Origin of the sequence: Thioclava sp. FR2, assembly GCF_051200875.1 — a bacterium.
Lineage (GTDB): Bacteria > Pseudomonadota > Alphaproteobacteria > Rhodobacterales > Rhodobacteraceae > Pseudotabrizicola.
The window spans coordinates 2746507-2770705 of record NZ_CP195191.1; the positions used below are offsets into that span (position 1 = coordinate 2746507).

Here is a 24199-nt window from a genome sequence, read left to right on the forward strand (position 1 = left end):
CCCGGACGCATTTTTGGCTTTTCAGCTTCGGATCACGACAGCATCAGGATCAAAACGGATCGCTTCATTCGCTACACGCGCCTTCACAAGACATTTCGCAAGGCCATCGAGTTCAAGACTGCGCTTGTCGAGCTGAAAGAAGCCAGCTTTCGGAAATCCTATTCACTCGTCGCGGAAAAATGCCTTTTGAATGGATCGGCGGGCATTCGCCTTTTGAATCGGTACTGCTGGGAAAACGAGACGGCTCCCGACAACCCCGAACACAGGTTGATCCAATATTTCAGCGATCATCAGAGACGTAACCAGGCCTTGCAACTGCCGGTCTGCGCAGAGCCCCCGCCTGAAGACATCGACTTCGCGATCGAGTGCCGGAATACCTTTAACTTTTATCACTTTGTCACCGAAACCCTTTGCCACCTTTGTCTTCTGTCGGACATCGACTTTAAGGGGCGTGTCTTTATCCATTTCCCGAATTCGGAAGAAAAGACGCGCAGCTTCACTTCCGCCTTCATTGAAGCCCTTTTTCCCGAGCTGAAAGGGCGCTTTTTTCTTGAACGAACGCCAAAAGAATACCGGCGCGTTCTAACCGCCTACAGCATGTTCAACAGCTTTTACCTATCGCCACCCGAATTGACGGCACCACTCAATGCCTTCGCTCCCTCCGATGAGATGTGGAAAGGCGCAATTGCTTCGCGTTCGTCACAAGGCGTGCTTTCCATGAATAGTTTGGATAGCAGCCTTCTTCGGCTTCGCGCACGGGCCATGAAGGCGTTGGAGGGGCATAAAAGCAGCCATCTGCCCCGCCGCTTTTTCGTCGGGCGTAAACCGGGGGCTGCCCGTCAGCGGACCATGGTAGGTGAGGATCAGCTGGTCGAGCTTCTATCTGCTCTGGGGTTTGCGACAGTGGCCTTCGAAGACTATTCCCCACTAGACCAGATTGCTCTTATGGCGAATGCAGAAATCATGATCTCGTCACATGGGGCAGGTTTCACAAATATGCTCTTTGCCCATCCCGAAGCTTTGGTCATCGAACTGGGAACCCTGCAAACAGCTGTACATCGCTGGGGAGACTTCTGGCCCTTGGCCGTCGCGTCTGGCTGTCGCTACGTCAGTTTTTTTGCAGATTACAACAAAGACGACCCATTGGTAGATCCCAGCTTTTCCAAGGATGGTATCGTTCCCGTCGCCTTGGGCCGTCGAGGATTGGGGGAGGTTTTGGCCTTTGTAGCAGCTAGTATCGGTCGTGTTCCAAAACTAACACGCGCCGAAGATGTGGCGCGCCTTGTCCAACAATTAAACCGCACGGGGCAGATCGAACAGGCGAATGCGGTCTTGCACCAGCACCAGGATTTACAGTTAGAAAACGCCAAGTTGGCCATTGCTCAGGCCGATCTTCACAAAGCGATGGGTGAGGGTCATGCTGAGCTGATGGCGCTGACCAACGCTTGGTATGCCGATACCACCAGGTGGCAGACCTTGGTCCAAATCATCTGGTGCGCACGAAAGGTTTCAAATGCTGACGTCTTGTCCTGGGCGGTGCAGCTTCTTGCCGACGAGTTTCCAGATCGTTGTCTTGATCTGGCAAAGGACCGGGATTGGTTGAAAGAGCTTCTGTGACCTGAGCTCCTGAATAGCTGTTTTCTACATGTGGATTGTCTGACAGGGTTTGGCTCGTTATTACGGGCAAAGCAATCAGCAGGAACATATTGGCCCATGTCCTCCAAAACCCGTGTCACGCCTGAAGAGGCGCTCGCCTATCATTTGGAACCCCGCCCCGGCAAATACGACGTCGTTGCCTCAACGCCGATGGCGACGCAACGCGACCTTTCGCTGGCCTATTCACCCGGCGTTGCGGTACCTGTCCAAGCCATCGCAGACAATCCGGCGACTGCTTATGACTACACTGTCAAAGGCAATATGGTCGCTGTAATCTCGAACGGTACCGCTATCCTTGGTATGGGCAACTTAGGCGCGCTCGCGTCCAAGCCGGTAATGGAAGGCAAGGCGGTCCTGTTCAAACGTTTTGCCGATGTAAACGCCATCGATATCGAGCTTGATACAGAAGACCCTGATGAGATCATAAAGGCCGTCAGCCTAATGGGCCCCACCTTTGGCGGGATCAATCTGGAAGACATCAAGGCACCGGAATGCTTTATCATCGAGCAGCGGCTGAAAGAGATCATGGACATCCCGGTGTTCCATGACGACCAGCACGGCACGGCCGTGATCTGTGCGGCTGGTTTGCTTAACGCTTTGGAACTCTCTGGCAAGAAAATAGAAAACTGCCGCATCGTTCTAAACGGTGCCGGTGCGGCCGGTATTGCTTGCCTTGAGCTTTTGAAGTCCATGGGCGCCAAGCATGACAATTGCCTCATGTGTGACACCAAGGGAGTAATCTATCAGGGTCGCACCGAGGGAATGAACCAGTGGAAATCGGCTCATGCAGCGCGTACCGATTTGCGCACACTTGAAGAGGCCATGAGGGGCGCCGATGTGTTTCTTGGCGTTTCCGCCAAGGGCGCTGTGACTCAGGATATGGTTCTGTCGATGGCAGAAAATCCGGTGATTTTTGCTATGGCGAACCCAGATCCGGAAATCACTCCAGAAGAGGCCCACGCCGTTCGCCCAGATGCCATCGTGGCGACCGGTCGTTCTGATTACCCGAACCAAGTCAATAACGTTCTGGGCTTCCCCTACTTGTTCCGCGGTGCGTTGGACATTCATGCCCGCGCAATCAACGACGAAATGAAGATCGCTTGCGCGCAGGCGCTTGCGAAACTCGCGCGTGAAGATGTGCCAGATGAAGTGGCCATGGCTTATGGCCGCAAGCTTTCCTTTGGCCGCGACTACATCATTCCCACGCCCTTTGACCCCCGTCTGATCCATGTGATTCCGCCGGCTGTTGCTAAAGCTGGGATGGATACGGGCGTTGCACGGCGTCCGATCATTGATCTGCGGGCCTATGAGCAGAACCTGAAATCGCGGATGGACCCAACCGCCAGCATCCTGCAAGGCATTCATGCGCGCGCCCGTCAGGCGCAGGCTCGGATGATCTTTGCCGAAGGGGATGATCCGCGTGTTTTGCGTGCCGCCGTTGCTTATCAGCGCGCTGGGCTTGGCAAGGCCCTCGTCGTTGGCCGCGAAAACGATGTGCGTGAAAAGCTTGAGCAGGCTGGTTTGGCGGATGCGGTGCGTGAATTGGAAGTGGTGAACGCCGCTAACACCCGCCACCTCGATCAGTACAAGGATTTTCTCTACAACCGCCTGCAACGTCAGGGCTTTGACCGCGAGGATATCCATCGCCTGGCTGCCCGTGACCGACATGTTTTCTCCTCTCTCATGCTGCAGCACGGACATGGTGATGGACTTGTCACCGGAGCCACCCGTAAGTCCGCGCATGTTTTGTCACTGATCAACCACGTCTTCGATGCAAAAGCTTCAGACGGTGCTGTAGGTGTAACAGCCCTGTTGCATAAAGGGCGGATCGTCCTGATCTCGGACACTTTGGTTCAGGAATGGCCAGAACCCGAGGATCTCGCGACCATCGCTATCCGTTCTGCAGATGTCGCACGCAGTCTTGGCCTTGAGCCGCGCGTGGCCTTTGTAAGCTTTTCGACTTTCGGTTATCCGGTTTCAGAGCGCGCAACGAAGATGCATCAGGCGCCAAGGGTGCTAGACAAAATGCGCGTTGATTTCGAATATGATGGCGAAATGACTGTTGATGTCGCCTTGAACCATGATCTCATGCGCCGCAACTATCCGTTCTGCCGCCTCACCGGACCGGCCAACATTCTTGTTGTTCCAGCGCGGCACTCGGCATCAATCTCGGTCAAGCTGATGCAGGAAATGGCCGGTGCCACAGTCATTGGACCAATCTTGACCGGTGTCAAAAAGCCAATTCAGATCTGCTCGACCAATTCTACGGTCAATGATATCCTGAACATGGCTGTCATGGCTGCCTGCGACATCGCCTGACGAGCGCACTAAAGAATGCAGAGGGTTCGCCTGACCGGCGGACCCATTAATTCAATGGGCGAAAGCCGCTGCTTTGCCCCACAAATCTTTCACACGCGCGTCTCGTCCACAGGCTTTGCGATAAAACTTATAGGCATTCTTCTTCTGCTTTGGCCCGGCTCGTGTCAGAACAATCTCGGTGCTGCGATAGTAATCCTGATGGTAGGCTTCAGCCTCCCAGAACTTTCCAGCGTTCCGTACTGGTGTCACAACTTTCCGTCCAAGGGCGGCCTCTGCCTCTCCAACTGCAGCCTCCGCTGCTGCCTTTTGTGCAGCGTTAGAGACGAATATTGCTGTCTTGTAGCTGTTTCCGCGATCACAAAACTGCCCGCCAGCGTCTGTCACATCTACAGACCGCAGGAACAAACGCAGGATCTCGGCATAAGAAATGCTGGCATTATCGAAGGTGATCTTCACCGCCTCCAAGTGTCCTTCGTGATCTTTGTAGGTAGGGTTCTGTGATTTCCCGCCAGTATAACCGGAGACCACCGATTTCACTCCTGGCACCGATTCAAAATCTGACTCTACACACCAAAAGCAACCGCCCGCTACAATCGCCGTTTCAGTAGCGGCATGACTTGGGCGAACCGCGGCAATCAGCACAAGAACCAAGATCCCCGCCACCATCGTCATCATTCGAAACATTTTCATACCCACGTCATTTCCGACAAACCTCAACATGCGCCCACCCTTTCCGTCTATTCACCGTCCTGTGACCTCACCAACTGGTGAAAGCCAAGCATTCCGCCTCTTTCCCTTCGCGCGCTGCCCGCATAGCGTTACGCCAAACAGGGAAGAAAAATGGCAACAGAACACGTCTCAACCCACCAGTCTGAAGAAGATGCCCGCAATGACCAGATCCTGATCTGGGTGAATGGCGCGCTGAAACCAAAGGCTCAGGCGCTGGTCAGCGTTTATGATTCCGGCTTTATGCTGGGCGATGGCGTCTGGGAGGGCATCCGCCTTTACAATAACCGTTGGTCGTTTATCGACGAACATATGGACCGACTGTTCGAGGCCGCAAAAGCGATTGACCTCGACATCGGGCTTACCCGTGACGAAGTCATTTCGGCAGTGTTAGAGACACAAAAAGCCAATAACATGACAACGGACGCCCATTGCCGCCTGATGGTAACAAGAGGCATCAAGACAAGGCCTTTCCAGCATCCTAAGCTTAGCCAACAAGGACCGACCGTGGTGATTATCATGGAACATAGTCGGTCAAAAATCCCACGTCCGATCCGGTTGGCAACCGTTCCGCATCTGCGTGGCCTGCCGATGACGCAAGATCCAAAACTGAACAGCCATTCCAAGCTTAATTGCATCCTTGCCTGCATCGCGGCCGAAAAAGCCGGTGCAGATGAGGCGCTCATGCTTGATGTGCATGGCTTCGTTAATACGACCAATGCCTGCAATTTCTTCATCGTCCGAAAGGGTCAGGTTTGGACCTCGACGGGTGATTACTGCATGAATGGAATCACGCGACAGAAGGTGATTGACCTCTGCCGTGCCAATGATATTCCGGTTTTTGAGCGCAATTTCTCGCTTGTTGACACCTATTCCGCAGATGAGGCTTTTCTCACCGGCACCTTTGGAGCGCAAACACCGGTTGGAATGATCGACGGCCGCCAAATCGGCACAGGCCAAATGGGCCCCATGACCGAACGCCTTCGCGGACTTTATAAGTCCCTTGTGGGGGCATGAACTTCATCCGTCGGATAAATACCCCTAGCCAAGACAGGAAAACCGATGCGCATCGCCATGTGGTCCGGCCCACGCAATCTGTCCACCGCCATGATGTACGCGTTTGCCGCGCGTGGTGATTGCGCGGTCTGGGATGAACCATTCTATGCTGCCTATCTTAAGGCGACAGAAATTAATCACCCGATGGCCGCAGAAATTATCGCCGCTGGAGAAACTGATCCTGACAAGGTAGCGAGAGCCTGCTTGGGACCTATTCCGCAGTCGCAGACACTGTTTTATCAAAAACACATGACTCTTCACATGGTCCCGGCATTTGATCGCAGCTTTATTCGGAAATTGACGAACGTCTTTCTGATCCGCCATCCGGCGCGAGTCATCGCCAGTTATTCGCGCAAGCGTGAGAGCCCGACACTGGCCGATATCGGCTTTGTCCAACAGGCGGAGCTTTTTGATCAGGTCACGGATTTTACGGGCAAACGCCCTCTCGTCATCGACAGTGCAGATATTCGCGAAAACCCGCGTGAAAAGCTCTCGTTGCTCTGTGCGGCGCTGGGCATCCCCTTTGTAGACGCTATGTTGCGCTGGCCCGCCGGACCAAAGCCGTATGACGGGGTCTGGGCGCTGCATTGGTACAACGCGGTTCATGCCAGCACCGGGATTGACGAACCCGAGGGGCCGCTTCCTGTCCTGTCAGGACATGATCAGGACTTGGCAAATCAGGCTTTTACCTACTACGAAAAACTGGCCGCTTACCGACTTTAGGCCAAAAGCTTTGCCAACCCCATGGCGATGGCAGGATTGCCGGAAAGCTTTAGTTTTCCGGTGGCCATCGCCACCATCGGGTTCAATTTGCCTTCGAGTAGACTGACGAGGTTTTCTGTAGAGAGCTTAAGGGTGCAATCTGTCTCGCGATCTCTGGTCGTGGCCGTACCATCAGCCAAGACAATAACTCCATCTTCTCCGCAGTCGAACTTAAGACTTCCGCTAAAACTTTTTGTCTCAAGCACTTTGCGAATATCGGTGGCAATCTTGTCCAGCATTTCCCTCTCCATATTGGAATGGTGCCACAATGCATCGCGCATGATTTCCCGCAACAAGATCGTTACGTCGCTTTTTTCCGGTGAGGCTGAAACTTTTGAAGTCAGCGCTTCGTAAGATCACCGACAGACACGGACGGTCTGTGATAGAAATCGGGAGAAATGCTATGAAAACAACTGCAATTTTTGCGAGCTTCATTCTGATGTCGACGGCTGCGGGGGCGATGACCTCGGATAAGGTTCGCGTCATGGATCAAGATCTTTCTGGCGGCACCGTCACAGCAGACAGTGTGATGGCTGACGCGAATGGTTGGATGGTGGTGCATCGTACCGATGCAGAAATGAAGCCAGGTCCTGTTGTTGGCTATGCACCGCTTCGTGCCGGCGAGAACAAGGATGTCGTCGCAATTCTACAGGAAGCTGTACAACCGGGCGAAATGCTCATGCTGATGGTCCACGGCGAGGCGGGCGGCGTATCAACGGGCGTCTTTGAATATACGCTGGGCGCCAAGGAAGACGGACCTATTCGGGTCGACGGCAACTTGATCATGACCGTCATTACGGCAAAGTAATGGAAAGGCGCGGCCTATTGGGCCGCGCCTTAATAATCTAAATATTAGGCCAATTTAGCCGTTCTTTGCCACGCGAGCATTGCGGGTAGCGATCAGTTTCAGTCGCAGCGCGTTCAGGCGAATGAACCCGGCTGCATCCTTCTGATCGTAGGCACCGGCATCTTCTTCAAAGGTGACGTGCTTTTCGGAATACAGCGAATGATCAGACCAACGGCCCACGCAGTTCACTGAGCCCTTGTAAAGCTTCAGCCGAACAGTGCCGGTCACGTTTTCCTGACTCTTGTCGATCAGCGCCTGAAGCATCTCTCGCTCTGGTGAGAACCAGAAGCCATTATAGATAAGTTCGGCATAGCGCGGCATCAGGCTATCTTTCAGATGGCCAGCACCGGCATCAAGCGTGATCTGTTCGATGCCACGATGAGCTTCCAGCAGCACGGTGCCGCCGGGGGTTTCATAGATGCCCCGCGACTTCATGCCGACGAATCGGTTTTCAACGAAATCCAGTCGCCCAATCCCATGTTTGCCGCCAAGTTCGTTAAGCTTGGTCAGGATGGTGGCTGGGCTCATCGCCGCGCCATTGATTGCGACAGCATCGCCCTTTTCAAAGGTCACTTCGATATATTCGGGAGTGTTTGGCGCTTCCTCGGGCGAAACGGTCCGCTGATAGACGTAGTCGGGCGCTTCTTCGGCCGGGTTTTCCAAGGCTTTGCCTTCGGACGAAGTGTGAAGAAGGTTCGCGTCAACCGAGAACGGAGCCTCACCACGCTTGTCCTTGGCGATCGGAATCTGGTTAGCTTCTGCAAACTCGATCAGCTTCGTGCGGCTTGTTAAATCCCATTCACGCCAAGGAGCGATCACGCGGATCGACGGGTCAAGTGCGTAGGCCGAAAGTTCGAAACGCACCTGATCGTTGCCTTTGCCAGTAGCACCATGTGCCACTGCATCGGCACCGTGCTTATGGGCGATTTCCACAAGATGCTTTGAGATCAACGGACGTGCGATCGAGGTGCCGAGAAGATAAAGGCCTTCATACACGGCGTTGGCGCGGAACATCGGGAATACAAAATCGCGTACAAATTCTTCGCGGACGTCCACGATGTGGATATTCTCTGGCTTGATGCCAAGAAGCTCGGCTTTTTTGCGGGCCGGTTCAAGTTCTTCACCTTGGCCAAGATCGGCGGTGAAGGTGATGACTTCGCAACCGTATTCGGTTTGCAGCCATTTTAGGATGATCGAGGTATCGAGACCGCCGGAATAGGCAAGGACGACTTTTTTGGGCGCGGACATGGCAAGGCCTCTCCTGAACGTCATTGGCCGCAGCCAATATTGTCTTTTCGCCATGCGGGCAAGGGCAGTGCGACAGCAAAGCGCCCTGCCCTTGAAGAAAAGATTTGTTCAGAGGTCTGCAGGGTCTTCAGATTGATCGGTTTCGGCGGTCTCTGTTGCCTCAGCTCTGGCCTCGGCGTCGGCAATGGCTGCTGCAATCTCTGCTTCATTTCCGACAAGGCGTTCCCGGAGCGACGCGAGTAAAGTCGCTTCATCGCCCTCTTTGTTCCAAGCATCAATGATAGCCTGCTCGGCTTCTCTAACGCCCGTCCGGCCTTCTGCCACAGCCGTTTCTGCCGCCGTCAGTTCCTCGTCCGTGGGTCGGGTCGTGGCAAGTTCGGTTCCGTCAGGATTTAGACCGCCGGCCGCATCGATCAGGCCCGATACGCGCGCAATATCTGCCTCTTTAACGTCACCTGCTTCAACCGCTGCGAGGTATTCCGAAACCGAGTCAAAGCCTAATTCGGAAAGACCGGCGCTAAGGGCATCGTGCGCGTCCGCCAGATTTGCCAAGGCGATGGCTTTTGCCTGAGCCGTTGCTGCAGCGCTGTCTGCAATGGCAAGGCCAGCCAGAAGTCCAACAGGTCCATTGAGATTGCCGTTCCGAATATGTGCAAGAACGGCATTGATGTTGGCGTGCAATGCGCCGTTCATGTTGCCAAGGTCGCGCGCCTTTGGACGGACCTCCGCTGCCTTAGGCTGAGCCTTAGATTTTGTGGATTTAGCGGTCTTCGTGGTTGAATTAGTCGATTTAGACTTCTTGCTGGATGAACCTCCAGTTGCCTTTGTCGACTTTCCGGCCTGCTTCTTTGTACTTGATTTTGATCCGCTATTGCTGCGGGAAGCCTTATCTTTGCCCGAGGAGCGATCAGATTTCGATGAGGAAGCATCGCTGCCACCACCACCTCCTCCTCCATTGCCGCCACCATTTCCACCCTTCGCATATGCAGTAGGTGCGCCAAAACCACCAATGATTGTCGCGGCAGGCCCAAATACCAGCGAGGCAACGCCAAGAACGGCAATGGCCAACTTTGAGTAGAACATCTTGCCCTCTTTCGATTATCAAAGATGTCGGGATGGACAGAGGTTGGATGTAGAGGCGTTCAAAAAAATGTCCAAATTGTGTCGGCCGTAAGGGTCAGCCTTGGTCCTTTGTGAGGATTCAAATGAAAGAGACGATTCGGGCGGCGAAAGCAGCAGCAGAAGCGCTAAGAAGCGTGTTCGATGCAACGCCGCTTCAGCGGAATGATCATCTGTCGCAAAAGTACGATGCGGACATATGGCTAAAGCGGGAAGATCTATCTCCAGTTCGCAGTTACAAACTTCGCGGAGCCTTTACGGCGATGCGAAAGCATCTTGAGGCTAATCCAGCGCAGTCCCGTTTTGTCTGCGCCAGCGCTGGAAACCATGCGCAGGGTGTTGCGTTTGCCTGCCGTCACTTTGGCGTTCAGGGTACTATCTTTATGCCCGTGACGACGCCGCAGCAAAAGATTGACAAGACGCGGATGTTCGGAGCCTCACATGTAGAGATTGTTTTAACGGGAGATTACTTCGACCAAACACTCTCCGCAGCCAAAGAGTTCTGCGCCACGAAAGGTGCCCATTTCCTTTCGCCCTTTGACGATACCGATGTCATTTTGGGCCAAGCTTCTGTGGCTGTAGAGCTGATGGATCAACTTGGGAAAAGTCCTGATTTCGTTGTTCTTCCGGTTGGTGGTGGTGGGCTTGCTTCCGGGGTTACGGCTTATCTGAGGGAGGTAGATCCAAAAATCGCTTTCCGTTTTGTCGAACCCTTGGGCGGCGCATCTCTTCGGGCTGCGTTGAGGGCGGGGCATCCGGAAACTTTGGGCCAGGTAAACAGTTTCGTTGACGGCGCGGCCGTCGCGCGTCTGGGCGACAAAACCTATCGTATGCTTGATTGGGTCAATCCATCGCATGTGCTTTTGGCACCAGAAGACAGAATTTGTATCACGATGTTGGAAATGCTGAACGTTGAGGGAATCGTGCTGGAACCCGCCGGTGCCCTGTCACTCGACGTCTTGCCCGAAATTGCCGATAGCATACGGGGGAAAACGGTCGTTTGCATCACGTCGGGTGGCAATTTTGATTTTGAACGCCTGCCGGAGGTCAAAGAGCGAGCCCAACGTTTTGCTGGACTGAAAAAGTATTTCATACTTCGCATGCCTCAGCGACCGGGCGCATTGCGAGATTTCCTTGAGATGTTGGGTCCTGATGACGACATCGCCAGATTTGAATACCTCAAGAAGTCGGCGCGAAATTTTGGGTCAGTTCTGATTGGGATCGAAACCAAGCGGTCCGAAAATTTCACGATACTTTTCGCCAAACTTGATGAAGCAGCCTTTCCCTACCGCGACATAACGAATGATGGCGTCTTGTCTGAATTTCTTATCTAGGCCGCAACCTGAGACGAAAGCTGCGCAAGAAGGTCATTCCGAGACCGCCAGTATGCTTGGACTATTTCGTCCAAATCAACACTCAGAATGCCTGACGACGCAGCCTTCTCGCCCTGCTGGCAAAGACGCGCAAAACTAGCCAAGCCGATGTTCAATGCGCTGCCCTTTAGGAAGTGAAGCTCACTTTCCAAGGATTTGGTAGACTTCGCCTTGGTGATCCCCGCAATCACAGCATCTGTTTCCTCAAGAAACATGGCTATTACTTCTTCGAAATCGTCCGACCCAACCTCAGATCGAAGGTCCTTCACCCTGCTCCAGTCAACCATACTATTCATTCCTTGATCCTCGACAGGCTGCTGGAAGTGAAAGCTGCACTGGTCGAACCCAGATTGATCCAAGTAAGATCGACCTGCTGGAAAGCAAAATCCTGACCCATCTGCGCCTAAATCCGGGCGATTATGAACAATTTTTCTTTTGAGAATTCGTGAAGACATTTGCGGTTCAACTGTGCGCAAGCAGGAAAGAACCGGATATGATGCCACTTTGCGCGCAACAGAATACTCAGCAGGAAACGTCGCAGACAGCAGAGCTTTCAATGCTGGTTGTTGATGACAGTAAAGCGCAAAGGCGCATGATTTCGAGAATCATGAGTCGGTGGGGTTACCACGTCACAGAAGCAGGGTCCGGGGAAGAGGCGCTTCTGGCATGCTCGGCTCAGCGGTTTGATATCATTCTGTCAGACTGGATGATGGACGGAATGACAGGCTTGGAATTTTGCCGAGCTTTGCGGGCGCTTGCGCAGGATTCATATGCTTACTTTATTCTTCTGACCTCCAAATCCGAAAAGGCGGAGGTGGCAGATGGCCTAGAAGCTGGCGCTGACGACTTCCTTACAAAACCAGTCGCGCCGGACGAGCTTCGCGCCAGACTGCGTGCAGGCGAACGCATCGTTGGTATGCAGCGCGAACTTTTACAAAAGAATCGCCTATTGGGATCGACCTTGACCGAACTTCAAAAGGTTCATGATGCCCTTGATCGCGATTTGATTCACGCGCGATCGGTACAACAAACCTTCATGCGCGAACGTCGTGCCTCTGTCCCCGGTGGTGATGTGTCGATCTTGTTCCGATCGTCGGGGCATGTCGGCGGAGATCTGGTTGGCTGGTTTCGGATCAACACAAGCTCCGTCATTTTGTACTCGATAGATGTATCAGGCCACGGCGTTGCTTCGGCTATGTTGTCTGCACGCCTCGCCGGGCTGTTGTCTGGTGCCGCACCAGAGCGAAATGCTTCACTTGTTCTTTCCAGCCATGCGCGGCGGGAGACATGGGCACCCGAGGAAGTGGCGGCCCGCTTTAACAAGGTGATTTTGGATGATCTTCGTGTCGATCAATATATGACCATGGTCTATGCTCAGATTGATCTTCTAAACGGAAAGGGCAGGCTTGTGCAGGCTGGCCACCCTCATCCGGTGGTCCTACGCGCTGACGGAACAATGGATCGGCTCGGTTCGGGTGGAATGCCGATTGGATTGCTTGAGGAAGCAAGTTTTGAGGGCGTTGATTTCAGGCTGAGCCCCGGCGATCGGCTGTTTCTGATGACGGATGGTATCGTCGAATGTCCGACGCCAGGTGGAGAGGAGCTTGGTGATGATGGTTTGATTGATATCCTTCGACGCAAAAAACACATGACAAGTGGGCAACTTTTAGAGGCTCTCACTTGGCAGTTGGCGGCGCATTATGGATCGGAAGATTTTCCGGACGATGTGTCAGGTTTGCTGTTCGACTATTTGGGCCCGTCTAGCGCTTAGCCAATGCTTTGCCTAAGAATGCCCTATCCCCAACATTGCCAAGCAGTGTCAGTCCCAGTTCTACTGGCATCCAGATTGCGCGGTGCCCTGGTTCAGTCGGGGGCCCAATCTGCAAAACTGGCCGCGCCAAGTATATTGAGCAGATCTTCTCGGCCCATTTGTTGTATTCTGGCATATAAGTAAACCGGCGGAATGCCCCAAGATGCCGGTCGATCTGGATTCGCCAACCGGTCTCTTCAAGAACCTCTCGGTGCAAAGCTGCGATTGGCTGTTCACCTCGATCTATCCCGCCACCGGGCAGTTGATATTCTGGTTTGGGCTCTGCTTGATGTGTTGCCAAAAGGGTTGAACCTTCCAAGACCACGGCGTAAACGCCCGGCCTCGGCCGGTAGATCTGCCCTCGTTTGACCGACTCGCCGTATCGACGCATAACACCTGCCCCTTGGTCCTGAGGTTGCTCTGCCTATATAGGCACGGTATGCCAAGATTGGCTCTCTAAGGAAATCCCATGATGTCCGGTTCCAAAATCGCCTGGGACGATACCGTCCTTCCGTTTCAGCTTGACCGTTCTGATATCCGCGGCCGTGTCGCGCGTTTGGATGGCGTTCTGGAACAAGTGCTGAAACAACACAGTTATCCGCAACCGATTGAAGCGCTTGTTGCGGAAATGGCTCTTCTTACGGCCCTCATTGGTCAAAGCATCAAGCTTCGGTGGAAGCTTAGCCTTCAGGTGCGTGGAAAGGGTGCCGCGCGTTTGATCGCGACGGATTACTACGGACCGGAAACCGAAGGCGGGCCGGCCAGAATTCGTGCCTATGCCAGCTATGACGCAGAACGCCTTGATGAAACATCCTCTGGCTATGACCAAATCGGGGAAGGTTACTTTGCTGTAATGCTGGATCAGGGACAGGATATGCTGCCCTATCAGGGCTTCACGCCGATCGCAGGTGGATCGCTTTCGGCCTGTGCAGAGACATATTTTGCCCAGTCAGAGCAAATCCCAACTCGATTTGCGCTTAGCTTTGGTCAAAGTTCGGAGCCTGGCCGCCCATCCCACTGGCGGGGTGGCGGTATCATGCTGCAGCATATGCCGAGAGCCGGTGGCGGTGTGGCTGCAGAAGTTGGATCTGGAGAAGGTGGTCTGCTGAGCCATATCGACATTCTGTCGGGCAATGAAGGCGAGAACTGGAATCGCGCCAATGTGCTTCTGAATACGGTTGAAGAGCTGGAGTTGATCGGTCCTCAGGTTTCCCCGTCAGAGCTTTTGATACGCTTGTTCCACGAAGAGGCTCCACGCGTTTTTGATGCACAGCCGGTTCGGTTTGGATGCTCATGTTCGGAAGAAAAAGTGCGGAACACGATGTCGATCTATTCGCAGAAAGACATCTCAAAGATGCTTGCTCCTAATGGAATGGTGACAGCGGACTGCCAGTTCTGTGGTGCACACTACGAATTGGAGCCAGGTACCTTGGGCTTTGAGGCCAAGAATGACTGAGCTTGATCGCCTGCTGGAAGCTATAAAGCGACCGGCAGGCGAATCGTCGGACTTTGACCTTAATCCGGGTGTGAAGCTGCCAGAAGGACGAACCCTTCGCCCGGCAGCGGTCTTAATTCCGATCTGGTTGCAGCCAGAGGGCGCCCGGGTAGTTCTTACAAAACGGGCCTCGCATCTTAAACATCACCCAGGTCAAATCGCGTTTCCGGGCGGAAAGATAGACGCCACCGATGCCTCCGCCGAAGCGGCTGCATTGAGAGAGGCACGGGAAGAGATTGGCCTGCCAAGTTCGCAAGTGGAGATCGTTGGGTTCTTGCCGACACATGAAACTGTAACTGCCTTTTCGATAACACCAGTCTTAGGCGTAGTCAGAGGAGCATTCGATCCGGTGCCTGAGGTCGGGGAAGTGGGCGAAGTCTTCACTGTTCCATTGGCGCATGTGCTAGATAAGGAAAAATTCGTCGTCGAACGTCGCCGGTGGCTTGGTCAATGGCGCAGGTATTACGCGGTGCCCTACGGACCTTATTATATCTGGGGGGCAACAGCGCGTATTTTGCGAGGAATGGCGGAAAGAACAGGAGCATGAAAGTCGACGGCAACTGGCTTGAACATCCCGGGACACAAGCGCTTTGCATGGCGATGGAAGTTGCAGGTTACAAAGCGCTTTTTGTTGGCGGATGTGTTCGAAACGCGATACTGGGCGAGACTGTCAATGACGTCGACATTGCTACTGACGCCCTTCCAGAAACCGTCACTCTGATTGCCGAGAAAGCGGGCTTTAAGGTTGTTCCTACAGGGATCGAGCATGGCACGGTGACGGTCATAGCAGAAGGCCGCCCGCATGAAGTGACAACATTTCGCCGGGATGTGGAGACTGATGGTCGTCGCGCAATTGTGGCATTCTCGACCCATATCGAAGACGATGCTGCTCGCCGTGATTTTACGATGAATGCGCTTTATGCAGATCGAACGGGGATCTTGATTGACCCGCTTAATGGCCTGCCGGATCTGATCGCGCGCCAAGTGAGGTTCGTCGGAAACGCAAGCGAGCGAATTCAAGAAGATTACCTAAGGATCCTGCGCTTCTTTCGTTTTCATGCCTATTACGGCCGCGAAGACCAAGGGATTGATCCCGCGGGCTTGGCTGCCTGTGCTGAATACTCCGCTGGAATAGAGACACTTTCCAAGGAAAGGGTGGGCGCGGAAATGCGCAAACTCTTGCTCGCACCAAACCCTGTTCCGTCCGTTTCGATCATGGCCGTTGCTGGTGTACTTGCGCGGGTATTGCCCGGTGCTAACCCAAAGGCGCTGGGACCGTTCTTGGACCTGTGTGAGCAGAACTCTCACTCTGCGAATGTCATCGCGCGTTTGGTTGCCTTGGGTGGAGAGGCTCCGGATGATGCTCTGCGATTAAGCCGATCCGAAACCCGCAACTGGCTGAGACTTCGGGATGCGGCAGGGTCTTTAGCTTCTCCTGGTGAGTTGGGTTACCAATTGGGTCAGGAAGATGGATTAACCGCCTTGTTGCTCCGCGCTGCATTTCTAGAGACACCTGTCGTTGGCGTTACAGAGTTGCAAAAGGGCGCCGCCGCGGTATTTCCAGTGAAAGCTGCCGATCTACCGGGGCTTTCAGGCGCAAATCTTGGTAGAGAACTAAAAAGGCTTGAGCGGAGGTGGATTGCCTCAGGGTTCCTGCTGTCTCGAGCTGATCTTGTCGGGTGACAATCGCGGACGAATAGGGTAACGGTGTCTGGCAACATGAAGGAGCATAGCATGGATATTGGAGCCCTAAGACCCATCTATTGACAGGTCCGGTTCCGCTTGGACGGTCTGTTTTCCGTCCTGATTTTTATCTTATGCTGCCCAGCGCGATCGAGAGGCGCTTTTCATGTTCCGTTTCTTTGAGACACTTGTTGACCCCTATCAATCCTATCCAGTTTCTGATGCACCACCGCGACGTCTTTGGCCTTTTCTAAAGGAATACGTTCTTCCGTTTCGCAAAGTTTTTGCGGTCACAGGTCTGTTGTCTGTAATTTCTGCTTTCGCAGATGTCGCCCTTATCTGGTATGTGGGACGCCTAGTAGATCTCTTGTCCGAGAATGGCCCTCAGCAAGCTTGGGACTTGTACGGAAACGAACTCGTTGGTGTCGGGCTTGCTGTCCTACTTCTTCGCCCGCTTCTGTTGGTGGGCAATGTTGCGCTGCTGCACAATACGATCCTTCCAAACTTTGGGACAATGATCCGGTGGCGCGCGCATTCCCATGTGATCCGTCAACCGGTTGGTTGGTTTGAAAGCGATTTCGCGGGCAGGATAGCAAATCGCATCATGCAAACACCGCCTGCGGCGGGCGATGCGGTCTTTCAGGCTTTTGATGCGATGGCTTTTGCCAGTGTGACCGTAGTTGGTGCTGGGATCATGCTGGCCGAAGCGGATCCAAGACTTTTGCTTCCCCTGATCCTTTGGTTTGCGCTGTATGTAGCTTTGGTCAAATGGACGGTGGTTCGTGCAGGTCCGGCTTCAAAGATGTCGTCAGATGCGCGTTCGGCGGTAACGGCCCGGGTGGTCGATGCCTATTCCAACATTCACTCGGTCAAACTCTTTGCGCATCACGATCGTGAATTGGCCTATGCGAAGGAGTCAATTGAGCATGCGCGACAGACCTTCGCCCAAGAGATGCGGATCGTCACCAAGATGGATCTTGCACTAACCCTGCTGAACGGGATGTTGATTGTTTCGGTGACGGCTTGGGCAATCTGGTTGTGGCATGTTGGTCAAGCCAGTCTTGGCACCGTTGCTGCGGCGACGACTTTGGTGCTGAGACTGAACAACATGACCTATTGGATCATGTGGGCGTTTACATCGTTGGTGCAGGCCCTCGGTATTGTTCAAGAAGGGATGGAAACGATCACCCAACCAATCGGTTTGGTTGATGAAGTCGACGCAAGGCCACTGTCCATCGAAAAGGGCCTGATCGAGATTGAGAACGTCAGTCACCATTACGGACGTGGAACTGGTGGTCTGCAGTCCGTTTCGCTGATCGTACATCCCGGAGAGAAGATTGGTGTTGTTGGGCGTTCGGGCGCAGGAAAATCAACGCTCGTCAAGCTTATGCTGCGCTTCTATGACGCCGAGGCGGGGCGCATCATGATTGATGGTCAGGATATTGCCAAGGTAAGCCAAGACAGTCTTCGCAGTCATATCGGCATGGTACAACAAGACAGTTCCCTGCTGCACAGGTCAGTTCGGGACAATATTTTATACGGCCGACCGGACGCGACAGAAGATGAGATGATCTTGGCTGCAAAAAAGGCCGAAGCGCATGACTTCATTTTGACTTTAGAAGACCCTGCTGGAAGACGCGGATATGATGCGCATGTGGGCGAGCGTGGGGTCAAGCTTTCAGGGGGGCAAAGACAGCGCGTAGCGATTGCTCGCGTCATTTTGAAAGATGCCGCGATCTTGATTCTGGATGAAGCCACTAGTGCGTTGGACAGCGAGGCAGAAGCTGCGATTCAAGAGGCGCTCTATGGCGTTATGGAAGGAAAGACTGTGATCGCAATTGCACACCGCCTATCGACCATAGCTGCAATGGACCGGATCATCGTTTTAGAGGACGGCAAAGTGGCAGAATGCGGTACTCATTCCGAGCTTTTGGCACTCAATGGCCTATATAGACGCTTCTGGAGCCGTCAATCTGGCGGGTTCATTGGGGTCGAGGAGGCATCAGAGTGACCTTACTGAAAAGGCTTGGAGATGCGATCGACGCCTTTCGTCCTGCCGAAGGCGCCCCTCCACAAAGCCTTGGTGCCTTTATTCGTTGGTGTCTCAAAGGTTCGTGGCCGATGCTTTGGGTTGCTGGCGCACTTTCTGCTCTGGCAGGTGCGACCGAGGTTGTGAGCGCCTTGATCCTTGGCTGGGTAATTGATGCAGCTGTTGTGTCCGGCCCTTCCTCTTTTTTCAGCACTCACTGGACACTGATCCTCTGGTTCTTGGTTTTCTACCTCATTCTTCGGCCTCTTTCCTTCGGCGTATCATCGGCCTCAAACTCCATCATCATCGGCCCGAATGTCCTTCCGCTCGTGCTCAGCCGCCTTCACCGTTGGACTTTGGGCCAATCGGTTACGTTTTTTGACAACGACTTCGCGGGCCGCATCGCGCAAAAGCAGATGCAAGCCGCTCGGGCGGTGACTGATGTTGCAACGGAAGTGATCAACACAGTCTGTTTTGCTTTGGCCAGTGTCGTCGGCTCGGTTGTTTTCCTTGTTGCCATTGATTACCGCGTCGCCTTGGCTTTGGCTGTCTGGCTGGTGGCCTACCTCTTGCTGATCCGCTTCTTTATGCCGCGTGTTCGCGTCAATTCTGCCGCGCGCGCAAGTTCTCGGGCGATGGTGACGGGTCAGGTTGTCGACACGATAACCAACATCAAGACAGTTAAACTCTTTGCCCACGCAGCGTTTGAAGACAAAGTTGCTTTGAAGGCGATGGAGGTTTTTCGAGAGCGAAGCCTAGAGTTTGGTGTCATCTCGACCTTTTTCCGCCTCTCGCTCATGACTTTGGCTGGCGTTTTGCCCGTTCTATTGATTGGCGGAACGGTCTTGCTGTGGCAGCAGGGACAAGCAACAGCGGGCGCAATCGCAGCGTCTGGCGCGATTGCGATGCGCATCGCGCAAATGTCGGGATGGGTGAGCTTTACCCTTATGTCGATTTATACTTCCGTTGGTGAAGTCGAAGACGGGATGCGCACGCTTTCCGCTCCGCATCAGCTTGCAGACATCGAAGGCGCGGTAGACCTCGACTTTGCAATGGGTGAAATCGTCTTCGACTCAGCAAGCTTTGCCTATGGTCGCAGAAGGGGCGGAGTTGAAGATCTGAACCTTACGATCCGAGCCGGAGAAAAGCTGGGAATTGTTGGGGCGTCTGGTGCGGGGAAATCGACACTCGTTGCCCTTCTTCTAAGGCTCTACGATTGTGAAAAAGGCCGTGTTCTTATCGATGGGCAAGATGTCCGAAGCGTCACCCAAGAGAGCCTGCGACGTCAGATTGGTATGGTGACGCAGGAAACGGCTATGTTCAATCGAAGTGCGCGAGACAACATTGCCTACGGTCGACCGGATGCTGGTGAGGCAGAAATCGTTGCGGCAGCGAAAGCTGCCGAGGCTGACGGGTTCATTTCACAAATGGTCGATCACAAAGGAAATAAGGCCTATGATGCTTTCTTGGGTGAGAGAGGGGTAAAACTCTCAGGAGGCCAGCGGCAACGTATTGCTCTTGCGCGGGCCTTCTTGAAAGACGCCCCTATCCTGGTTCTGGATGAAGCCACTTCGGCACTGGATTCTGAGGTGGAAGCAAGCATTCAAGAGGCGCTTGGCCGCGTGATGGAGGGCAAAACGGTTCTGGCCATTGCGCATCGACTTTCAACCATCGCCGCGATGGACCGCATTGTTGTGCTTGACGAAGGCCGGATCGTCGAACAGGGAACACATGACGCCCTGCTGACGCACGGCGGTCTTTATGCGCGCTATTGGAACCGTCAATCCGGTGGGTTCATCGGTGCCGATGAAAAGGAAGCAGCAGAGTGAAGCTGACAATTGAACGACTGGGCCATTTGGGTGATGGCGTTGCGCAGGGCCCCAACGGGCCCATTTTCGTTAGTGCTGTTTTGCCGGGGGAAGTGGTCGACGGCGAACTCAGCGGCGATCGTCTGACGCAAGTACGCATCGTGACTCCGACGGCAACTCGGGTCAAACCACCTTGCGCCCATGCAAAAAGCTGCGGCGGTTGCTTGATGCAACACGCAAACGACAGCTTTGTCGCTGATTGGAAGATTGGCATCGTCCGCGGCGCGCTGGAAGGTCAAGGGCTTGAGGCGGAAATCAGGGGGATTGTCACCTCGCCCCCCAGGAGCCGCCGACGCGCCACATTTGCTGCGCGTCGTACGAAATCGGGTGCTTTGATTGGTTTTCATGCACGCGGTTCAGACGTCATTATCCCGATTCCAGATTGTCAGCTTTTGCATTCCGATCTGATGGCGGCGATTCCTGGAATAGAGGCTCTGGTCAAAATCGGGGGGTCCCGCACACAAGAGCTTTCTTTCACGGTCACCCGTTCTGACGCTGGCGCGGATGTTGTGGCTGATGGCGGTAAGCCGCTTGACGGTCCTTTGCGGATGGAACTGGCTCGTGTGGTTGAGACATTCGGATTTGCGCGTCTGAAATGGGATGATGAGGTCGTTGCCCTGCGTGCCAACCCTGTTCAACAAATAGGGTCGGCTAAGGTGGTCCCGCCTCCCGGCGCATTTTTGCAAGCTACGGAACACGGACAAAAGAGCCTTGTGGCCCTTGTAAAAGAAGCGCTCGGTCCGCAGAAAAAAATCGTTGATCTATTTGCGGGTTGCGGAACATTTGCATTGCCGCTTGCCGAAGGCGCTGAACTCCACGCCGTTGAAGGTGATGCAGAAATGATGGCGGCACTTGATAAGGCCGCTCGGCAAACGCAGGGCTTGAAAAGGGTATCGGTCGAGACCCGCGATCTATTCCGTCGACCTTTGGAAGCGGATGAATTCAAGCATGTGACCGGTGTTGTGATCGACCCTCCGCGCGCCGGTGCAGAGGCGCAGATTGTGCCTCTTGCTGGGTCGGGCGTGCCTGTCATCGCCATGGTTTCCTGTAACCCGGCGACATTTGCTCGCGACGCTAAATCACTGATTGGAGCCGGATATCGGTTGGAATGGGTCCAAGTCGTCGATCAGTTTCGCTGGTCGTCGCATGTTGAACTTGTCGGATGTTTCCGCCTTGCCCATATGTGAGGCGGGCTGACGGCTAGGCAAGTGAGGGCGGGATGACGCGTGAGAAGATTGGGGCATGGTTGGACAGTCAAACTGTCCGCAATCTGATCATTGGTGTGATCCTGTTTAATGCGGTGATCTTGGGCCTTGAGACCGTTCCGGCCGTAATGGATCGCGTTGGTCCTTTGGTCGTTGCGCTGGATGTAATTTGTCTTTCGGTCTTTGTAATGGAGATATTGCTCAAGTTTTACGTCCGCGGCTTCGGTTTTTTTCGGTCCGGCTGGAACGTCTTTGATTTCGTGATTGTTGGCATTGCTCTGATTCCCGCCGCGCAGGGGCTGTCGGTCTTGCGTGCATTGCGCATCTTGCGGGTATTGCGGGTTGTTTCTGTGGCCCCAAGATTGCGACGGGTGGTTGAAGGATTTGTCACTGCCCTCCCGGGCATGGGCTCCGTTTTTCTGCTTATGGCGATAATTTTCTACATCGGTGCGGTTATCTCGACAAAGTTGTTTTCCGCCAGTTTCCCAGAATGGTTCGGAGATTTGGGAAATTCTGCCTACACTTTGTTCCAGGTCATGACACTGGAAAGCTGGTCAATGGGGATCGTGCGACCCGTGATGGAAGCATATCCCTACGCTTGGGCCTTCTTTGTGCCCTTTATCATGATCACAACTTTCGCCGTTGTGAACCTGCTGGTCGGCCTGATTGTTAATTCAATGCAAGAGGCCCATTCCGAAGAAGACAGCCAAAGAACGGACGCTTACCGCTCGGAGGTTCTTGAAAGGTTAGCCGCAATCGAAGCGCGTCTGAGCAGGCTTTCAGATAACAAATCCGTGAGTGAATGATCCGTTTGCCCCGCTAGGCAAATCATCGAAGTTTCGATAAAGCCCCTGAGAAAATATAGCGGGCAGCCAAGATGCGTTTCGTAAATTTCCTTCTGATGGCGGTCGTGGTTGTCGGCCTCTCGGCTTGCGGGTCAAAGTTCAAGACCTACACAGGGCCTGAAGTTACCTCAGTTCAGGTTCATAAATCAGAGCGTAAGATGTACCTCTTGCATCATGGCAAAGTTCTGAAAACATACGACATTGCGCTTGGTTTTGCGCCAGAGGGCCACAAGCAGTTTGAAGGCGATGGGAAGACACCAGAGGGCACCTACTTCATCAACAGGCGCAATCCGAATTCTGAATTCCATTTGTCTCTTGGAATTTCGTATCCGAACAATGCTGACCGCGCTTTTGCAGCCTCTAAGGGAAAAAGCCCGGGCGGCGATATCTTTATCCACGGGTGGTCCAATCGGCCCATCAAGAGGGCCGACTGGACGGCTGGCTGCATCGCCGTGAAGGATAAGGAAATCGAGTGGGTCTATGCGATGATCAAGGACGGCACGTCCGTTCACATCCTGCCCTGAAAATGACCGGGGATTATCCCCCGGTCACCAAGGTCCACCAAATCTTTCCACTTGGTTCCTGGTACCACGCAAAACCCATTTCGCGGGCGGCAGGGTCCAATAGGACGGCGCGGGTATCTGCTTGGCGCATCCAAGCGGCAAGCGTGACCAGCTCCGTCTCAAATGTCTCAGAAATCAGCTCTCCCATAAGGGTTCCGCTGTATCCCACCCGCTGAACTCGAACGAGGGGCGATGATCCGTCCGAACCAAAGTGCCATGGCCTGTTTTGAACGGCCATATCGCGGGAATGCGTCGCAGCAGCTGCGTTAAGCGCGGCGTTGAAAGTAAGCTGCGGTGCGCCCTGGGCACGACGAAGGGAGTTAACCGAGTCCAGAAGTCGGAACGAGATTTCGTTCTCCTGTCCAGGTTTGATCTTGTAGACTTGTGGAAGCGGATTTCCATCCGCATCGACCTGCACACTGGCAGTGGTTGCACAAGCCGCGAGGAAAGCGGAGGCACCCAACACAAGCACTGTTCTTCTGTTCATTCTCTGTCGCCTTCCAAGGCCGTCACAATTCACTCGGGTCTTATCGAATAGACCGAGGCTTTTCAAACCCGACTCTGCGAGTCTTTGCCACCCCACAGTCGTTTGATTTGCGGGTTTTCGCCGGGAGGAGTATGCACGGGGCGAAAAAAGACGATTGAGGAGACGTATGGTGAGCGTCAGAGCACAAAAGCCATTCAACCGCCGCCTGTTCTTGGGTTCTGCAGCTGCAGGCCTTGGTGCCGGGTTGCTTCCGGCATGGGCACAGGATGAAACGAACGGTGGAAGCGTTCGGAACAACATTTCAAGTTTTCGAATGTTGAAATGGAGCGACTATTTCACGGACACGCGCAAAGGGGCCATTCTGGTCGACATCACTTCCCGCGCGCTCCATTACTGGTCGGAAGATCAGAGCATCTATCGACTGTTCCCCACGTCAGTCCCCCTTTCAGAGGAGTTGACGCGCCGTGGTCGTACAGAAGTTGTCCAAAAGGTTGTTGCGCCGCCATGGCGTCCGACGCCGTCGATGAAAGAAAGAAATCCGGAATGGCCTGATGTTGTCGAAGGCGGCGCCCCAGATAACCCACTTGGAACACACGCTCTTTATTTGTCTTGGACCTATTATCGGATTCACGGCACCCATGATACGCGCAAGATTGGTCGTAAATCATCGAACGGCTGCGTGGGGCTTTATAACGAGCACATTCAAGAGCTTTTTGGATATGCCCAAGTTGGTACGCAGGTGTTGCTAATTTGACGACAAGTCTGCCTAGCAACCTCCCTCAACACTTGCCAGATTGCAAAAGCCCTGTGAAGCTGATTATGAAGAGGTACGAGGTATAGTCTTGGGTGCATGCCGTCGCCTCTGCAATATTCGGCGGTATGCGATAACTGGAGGTTAACATGAAGAAACTTGCGCTCGCCGCCGTGCTGACGGTTGCCGCTACCACCGCTTTCGCTGGCGGCATGGCAGAACCTGTTATGGAACCGGAAATCGTTGAAGCCGCGACCTCGTCGTCGGCTGGCGGTGTCATCGTTCCGCTGCTGCTGCTGCTTCTGATCGCTGCTGCTGCATCGTAATCAGACGTTAAGCTTCTGAAGGAAAAGACGG

General features: G+C 53.9%; 25 protein-coding genes. 18 read left to right on the forward strand and 7 right to left on the reverse strand.

The annotated features are described in order from the left end of the window. The first annotated feature begins 267 nt into the window (after positions 1 to 267). Together ACSBLW_RS13315 and ACSBLW_RS13320 are read left to right on the forward strand one after the other, a co-directional pair. Positions 268 to 1617, forward strand: a complete 1350-nt coding sequence (locus ACSBLW_RS13315; protein ID WP_435257104.1) for a glycosyltransferase family 61 protein — start codon at positions 268 to 270, stop codon at positions 1615 to 1617. Between the two features lie 96 nt (positions 1618 to 1713). Further along, positions 1714 to 3975, forward strand: a complete 2262-nt coding sequence (locus ACSBLW_RS13320) for an NADP-dependent malic enzyme (RefSeq protein ID WP_435257105.1) — start codon at positions 1714 to 1716, stop codon at positions 3973 to 3975. A 51-nt stretch (positions 3976 to 4026) separates the two neighbouring features. Here the strand turns inward: ACSBLW_RS13320 and msrA are convergent, their stop codons facing one another. Continuing rightward, entirely contained in the window at positions 4027 to 4647 is a 621-nt protein-coding gene (gene msrA, locus ACSBLW_RS13325) for a peptide-methionine (S)-S-oxide reductase MsrA (protein ID WP_435260113.1), read from the reverse strand. A gap of 168 nt (positions 4648 to 4815) precedes the next feature. Between msrA and ACSBLW_RS13330 the strand changes: the two genes are divergently transcribed. Both ACSBLW_RS13330 and ACSBLW_RS13335 read left to right on the forward strand, forming a co-directional pair. Next, positions 4816 to 5718 (forward strand): D-amino acid aminotransferase, encoded by a 903-nt coding sequence (locus tag ACSBLW_RS13330; protein WP_435257106.1) that lies wholly within the window; start codon positions 4816 to 4818, stop codon positions 5716 to 5718. 45 nt (positions 5719 to 5763) lie between these two features. Next, positions 5764 to 6480 carry an HAD family hydrolase gene (locus ACSBLW_RS13335; protein WP_435257107.1) on the forward strand — a complete coding sequence of 239 codons (717 nt, stop codon included), beginning with the start codon at positions 5764 to 5766 and terminating at the stop codon, positions 6478 to 6480. Here the strand turns inward: ACSBLW_RS13335 and ACSBLW_RS13340 are convergent. Beyond that, the gene (locus tag ACSBLW_RS13340; RefSeq protein WP_435260114.1) at positions 6477 to 6758 is read right to left on the reverse strand and encodes an SCP2 sterol-binding domain-containing protein; all 282 of its coding nucleotides are present in this window, start codon (positions 6756 to 6758) and stop codon (positions 6477 to 6479) included. The two genes, ACSBLW_RS13335 and ACSBLW_RS13340, sit on opposite strands and share 4 nt — an antisense overlap. Before the next feature lie 221 nt (positions 6759 to 6979). On the opposite strand from ACSBLW_RS13340, the gene ACSBLW_RS13345 reads away from it, so the two are divergent. Then, entirely contained in the window at positions 6980 to 7327 is a 348-nt protein-coding gene (locus tag ACSBLW_RS13345) for a DUF7282 domain-containing protein (RefSeq protein WP_435260115.1), read from the forward strand. Positions 7328 to 7381: 54 nt separating this feature from the next. Here the strand turns inward: ACSBLW_RS13345 and ACSBLW_RS13350 are convergent, their stop codons facing one another. Together ACSBLW_RS13350 and ACSBLW_RS13355 are read right to left on the reverse strand one after the other, a co-directional pair. Continuing rightward, positions 7382 to 8614, reverse strand: a complete 1233-nt coding sequence (locus tag ACSBLW_RS13350) for an argininosuccinate synthase (protein ID WP_435257108.1) — start codon at positions 8612 to 8614, stop codon at positions 7382 to 7384. Between the two features lie 108 nt (positions 8615 to 8722). After that, the gene (locus ACSBLW_RS13355) at positions 8723 to 9307 is read right to left on the reverse strand and encodes a hypothetical protein (protein WP_435257109.1); all 585 of its coding nucleotides are present in this window, start codon (positions 9305 to 9307) and stop codon (positions 8723 to 8725) included. 61 nt (positions 9308 to 9368) lie between these two features. Between ACSBLW_RS13355 and ACSBLW_RS13360 the strand changes: the two genes are divergently transcribed. Together ACSBLW_RS13360 and ilvA are read left to right on the forward strand one after the other, a co-directional pair. Then, complete coding sequence (locus tag ACSBLW_RS13360; protein WP_435257110.1) at positions 9369 to 9692, forward strand: hypothetical protein; 324 nt, start codon at positions 9369 to 9371, stop codon at positions 9690 to 9692. 127 nt (positions 9693 to 9819) lie between these two features. Then, complete coding sequence (gene ilvA, locus ACSBLW_RS13365) at positions 9820 to 11067, forward strand: threonine ammonia-lyase IlvA (protein ID WP_435257111.1); 1248 nt, start codon at positions 9820 to 9822, stop codon at positions 11065 to 11067. Here ilvA and ACSBLW_RS13370 read toward each other — a convergent pair. After that, complete coding sequence (locus tag ACSBLW_RS13370) at positions 11064 to 11402, reverse strand: Hpt domain-containing protein (RefSeq protein WP_435257112.1); 339 nt, start codon at positions 11400 to 11402, stop codon at positions 11064 to 11066. The genes ilvA and ACSBLW_RS13370 overlap by 4 nt on opposite strands. A 260-nt stretch (positions 11403 to 11662) precedes the next feature. Between ACSBLW_RS13370 and ACSBLW_RS13375 the strand changes: the two genes are divergently transcribed. Beyond that, the gene (locus ACSBLW_RS13375) at positions 11663 to 12877 is read left to right on the forward strand and encodes a SpoIIE family protein phosphatase (RefSeq protein WP_435257113.1); all 1215 of its coding nucleotides are present in this window, start codon (positions 11663 to 11665) and stop codon (positions 12875 to 12877) included. On the opposite strand, the gene ACSBLW_RS13380 is transcribed toward ACSBLW_RS13375, so the two are convergent. Then, positions 12867 to 13307 (reverse strand): NUDIX hydrolase, encoded by a 441-nt coding sequence (locus tag ACSBLW_RS13380; RefSeq protein ID WP_435257114.1) that lies wholly within the window; start codon positions 13305 to 13307, stop codon positions 12867 to 12869. The two genes, ACSBLW_RS13375 and ACSBLW_RS13380, sit on opposite strands and share 11 nt — an antisense overlap. A gap of 78 nt (positions 13308 to 13385) precedes the next feature. Between ACSBLW_RS13380 and ACSBLW_RS13385 the strand changes: the two genes are divergently transcribed. The 8 genes from ACSBLW_RS13385 to ACSBLW_RS13420 all read left to right on the forward strand — a co-directional run bounded on the left by ACSBLW_RS13385 (position 13386) and on the right by ACSBLW_RS13420 (position 22565). Next, positions 13386 to 14372 (forward strand): Hsp33 family molecular chaperone HslO, encoded by a 987-nt coding sequence (locus tag ACSBLW_RS13385; RefSeq protein ID WP_435257115.1) that lies wholly within the window; start codon positions 13386 to 13388, stop codon positions 14370 to 14372. Next, a complete protein-coding gene (locus tag ACSBLW_RS13390) occupies positions 14365 to 14958 on the forward strand; it encodes a CoA pyrophosphatase (protein WP_435257116.1) in 594 nt (197 codons plus the stop codon). The genes ACSBLW_RS13385 and ACSBLW_RS13390 overlap by 8 nt, the downstream gene beginning before the upstream one ends. After that, complete coding sequence (locus ACSBLW_RS13395) at positions 14955 to 16094, forward strand: CCA tRNA nucleotidyltransferase (RefSeq protein WP_435257117.1); 1140 nt, start codon at positions 14955 to 14957, stop codon at positions 16092 to 16094. The genes ACSBLW_RS13390 and ACSBLW_RS13395 overlap by 4 nt, the downstream gene beginning before the upstream one ends. A 166-nt stretch (positions 16095 to 16260) precedes the next feature. Next, complete coding sequence (locus tag ACSBLW_RS13400; RefSeq protein ID WP_435257118.1) at positions 16261 to 18105, forward strand: ABC transporter ATP-binding protein; 1845 nt, start codon at positions 16261 to 16263, stop codon at positions 18103 to 18105. Beyond that, the gene (locus ACSBLW_RS13405) at positions 18102 to 19952 is read left to right on the forward strand and encodes an ABC transporter ATP-binding protein (protein WP_435257119.1); all 1851 of its coding nucleotides are present in this window, start codon (positions 18102 to 18104) and stop codon (positions 19950 to 19952) included. Before ACSBLW_RS13400 ends, ACSBLW_RS13405 begins: the two co-directional genes overlap by 4 nt. Then, complete coding sequence (locus ACSBLW_RS13410; RefSeq protein WP_435257120.1) at positions 19949 to 21178, forward strand: class I SAM-dependent RNA methyltransferase; 1230 nt, start codon at positions 19949 to 19951, stop codon at positions 21176 to 21178. The genes ACSBLW_RS13405 and ACSBLW_RS13410 overlap by 4 nt, the downstream gene beginning before the upstream one ends. A 32-nt stretch (positions 21179 to 21210) precedes the next feature. After that, on the forward strand, positions 21211 to 22002 hold the full coding sequence (locus ACSBLW_RS13415; RefSeq protein WP_435257121.1) for an ion transporter: 792 nt from the start codon (positions 21211 to 21213) through the stop codon (positions 22000 to 22002). Positions 22003 to 22073: 71 nt separating this feature from the next. Then, entirely contained in the window at positions 22074 to 22565 is a 492-nt protein-coding gene (locus tag ACSBLW_RS13420; RefSeq protein ID WP_435257122.1) for a L,D-transpeptidase family protein, read from the forward strand. Positions 22566 to 22578: 13 nt separating this feature from the next. On the opposite strand, the gene ACSBLW_RS13425 is transcribed toward ACSBLW_RS13420, so the two are convergent. Then, positions 22579 to 23091, reverse strand: coding sequence for a CAP domain-containing protein (locus ACSBLW_RS13425; protein ID WP_435257123.1), 513 nt, complete (start codon positions 23089 to 23091; stop codon positions 22579 to 22581). Between the two features lie 166 nt (positions 23092 to 23257). On the opposite strand from ACSBLW_RS13425, the gene ACSBLW_RS13430 reads away from it, so the two are divergent. Together ACSBLW_RS13430 and ACSBLW_RS13435 are read left to right on the forward strand one after the other, a co-directional pair. Then, entirely contained in the window at positions 23258 to 23845 is a 588-nt protein-coding gene (locus tag ACSBLW_RS13430; protein WP_435257124.1) for a L,D-transpeptidase, read from the forward strand. A 146-nt stretch (positions 23846 to 23991) separates the two neighbouring features. Further along, a complete protein-coding gene (locus ACSBLW_RS13435) occupies positions 23992 to 24168 on the forward strand; it encodes a hypothetical protein (RefSeq protein WP_435257125.1) in 177 nt (58 codons plus the stop codon). Positions 24169 to 24199: the final 31 nt, after the last annotated feature.

What these genes read in the sequence shown, in the direction of transcription:
- ACSBLW_RS13320 (WP_435257105.1), top strand. Translation starts at nt 1,714, where the DNA reads ATGTCCTCCAAAACCCGTGTCACGCCTGAAGAGGCGCTCGCCTATCAT.
- msrA (WP_435260113.1), bottom strand. Translation starts at nt 4,647, where the DNA reads ATGACGATGGTGGCGGGGATCTTGGTTCTTGTGCTGATTGCCGCGGTT.
- ACSBLW_RS13330 (WP_435257106.1), top strand. Translation starts at nt 4,816, where the DNA reads ATGGCAACAGAACACGTCTCAACCCACCAGTCTGAAGAAGATGCCCGC.
- ACSBLW_RS13335 (WP_435257107.1), top strand. Translation starts at nt 5,764, where the DNA reads ATGCGCATCGCCATGTGGTCCGGCCCACGCAATCTGTCCACCGCCATG.
- ACSBLW_RS13340 (WP_435260114.1), bottom strand. Translation starts at nt 6,758, where the DNA reads ATGCTGGACAAGATTGCCACCGATATTCGCAAAGTGCTTGAGACAAAA.
- ACSBLW_RS13345 (WP_435260115.1), top strand. Translation starts at nt 6,980, where the DNA reads ATGACCTCGGATAAGGTTCGCGTCATGGATCAAGATCTTTCTGGCGGC.
- ACSBLW_RS13350 (WP_435257108.1), bottom strand. Translation starts at nt 8,614, where the DNA reads ATGTCCGCGCCCAAAAAAGTCGTCCTTGCCTATTCCGGCGGTCTCGAT.
- ACSBLW_RS13355 (WP_435257109.1), bottom strand. Translation starts at nt 9,307, where the DNA reads ATGAACGGCGCATTGCACGCCAACATCAATGCCGTTCTTGCACATATT.
- ilvA (WP_435257111.1), top strand. Translation starts at nt 9,820, where the DNA reads ATGAAAGAGACGATTCGGGCGGCGAAAGCAGCAGCAGAAGCGCTAAGA.
- ACSBLW_RS13370 (WP_435257112.1), bottom strand. Translation starts at nt 11,402, where the DNA reads ATGAATAGTATGGTTGACTGGAGCAGGGTGAAGGACCTTCGATCTGAG.
- ACSBLW_RS13375 (WP_435257113.1), top strand. Translation starts at nt 11,663, where the DNA reads ATGCTGGTTGTTGATGACAGTAAAGCGCAAAGGCGCATGATTTCGAGA.
- ACSBLW_RS13380 (WP_435257114.1), bottom strand. Translation starts at nt 13,307, where the DNA reads ATGCGTCGATACGGCGAGTCGGTCAAACGAGGGCAGATCTACCGGCCG.
- ACSBLW_RS13385 (WP_435257115.1), top strand. Translation starts at nt 13,386, where the DNA reads ATGATGTCCGGTTCCAAAATCGCCTGGGACGATACCGTCCTTCCGTTT.
- ACSBLW_RS13390 (WP_435257116.1), top strand. Translation starts at nt 14,365, where the DNA reads ATGACTGAGCTTGATCGCCTGCTGGAAGCTATAAAGCGACCGGCAGGC.
- ACSBLW_RS13395 (WP_435257117.1), top strand. Translation starts at nt 14,955, where the DNA reads ATGAAAGTCGACGGCAACTGGCTTGAACATCCCGGGACACAAGCGCTT.
- ACSBLW_RS13400 (WP_435257118.1), top strand. Translation starts at nt 16,261, where the DNA reads ATGTTCCGTTTCTTTGAGACACTTGTTGACCCCTATCAATCCTATCCA.
- ACSBLW_RS13415 (WP_435257121.1), top strand. Translation starts at nt 21,211, where the DNA reads ATGACGCGTGAGAAGATTGGGGCATGGTTGGACAGTCAAACTGTCCGC.
- ACSBLW_RS13420 (WP_435257122.1), top strand. Translation starts at nt 22,074, where the DNA reads ATGCGTTTCGTAAATTTCCTTCTGATGGCGGTCGTGGTTGTCGGCCTC.
- ACSBLW_RS13425 (WP_435257123.1), bottom strand. Translation starts at nt 23,091, where the DNA reads ATGAACAGAAGAACAGTGCTTGTGTTGGGTGCCTCCGCTTTCCTCGCG.
- ACSBLW_RS13430 (WP_435257124.1), top strand. Translation starts at nt 23,258, where the DNA reads ATGGTGAGCGTCAGAGCACAAAAGCCATTCAACCGCCGCCTGTTCTTG.
- ACSBLW_RS13435 (WP_435257125.1), top strand. Translation starts at nt 23,992, where the DNA reads ATGAAGAAACTTGCGCTCGCCGCCGTGCTGACGGTTGCCGCTACCACC.